Consider the following 596-nt stretch of genomic DNA (forward strand, 5'->3'; position numbering starts at 1 on the left):
ATCTCAGTATTGGCGGCCTGGGTAACGCCGTTGATCGCAAAATGGCCGTTGGTGTTCGAATCCCAAAAGCTATAGGTCGTGATGCTGCCGCCGTCGGGATCGCCGGCCGTGAACAGGCTGGAGGCAGCTACGCTATGGCCAGACGCGATCGCCGCATTGGAGGCGGTCACAACCGGCGGCACAGGGCCTGCGGTGAAGGCCTGCCAAGCGCTCCAGGCCGTACCGTCGTTGACGCGGACCCAGAGCTGGTCGGTGCCGTTGCCGGCGACGTAAGTGGTCTGCGTCAGCTGCGCTGCGCTAACCTGGATCTCAGTATTGGCGGCCTGGGTAACGCCGTTGATCGCAAAATGGCCGTTGGTGTTCGAATCCCAAAAGCTATAGGTCGTGATGCTGCCGCCGTCGGGATCGCCGGCCGTGAACAGGCTGGAAGCAGCTACGCTATGGCCAGACGCGATCGCCGCATTGGAGGCCGTCACAACCGGCGGCACAGGGCCTGCGGTGAAGGCCTGCCAAGCGCTCCAGGCCGTACCGTCGTTGACGCGGACCCAGAGCTGGTCGGTGCCGTTGCCGGCGACGTAAGTGGTCTGCGTCAGCTG

Annotated in this window: 1 protein-coding gene; it reads right to left on the minus strand. The window is 64.1% G+C overall.

From position 1 onward, the window contains the following. A partial coding sequence (locus AC628_RS44670) for a hypothetical protein (protein ID WP_074132588.1) occupies positions 1–596 on the minus strand: 596 nt, incomplete at both ends.

It is taken from the genome of Bradyrhizobium sp. NAS96.2 (genome assembly GCF_001908235.1).
GTDB lineage: Bacteria > Pseudomonadota > Alphaproteobacteria > Rhizobiales > Xanthobacteraceae > Bradyrhizobium.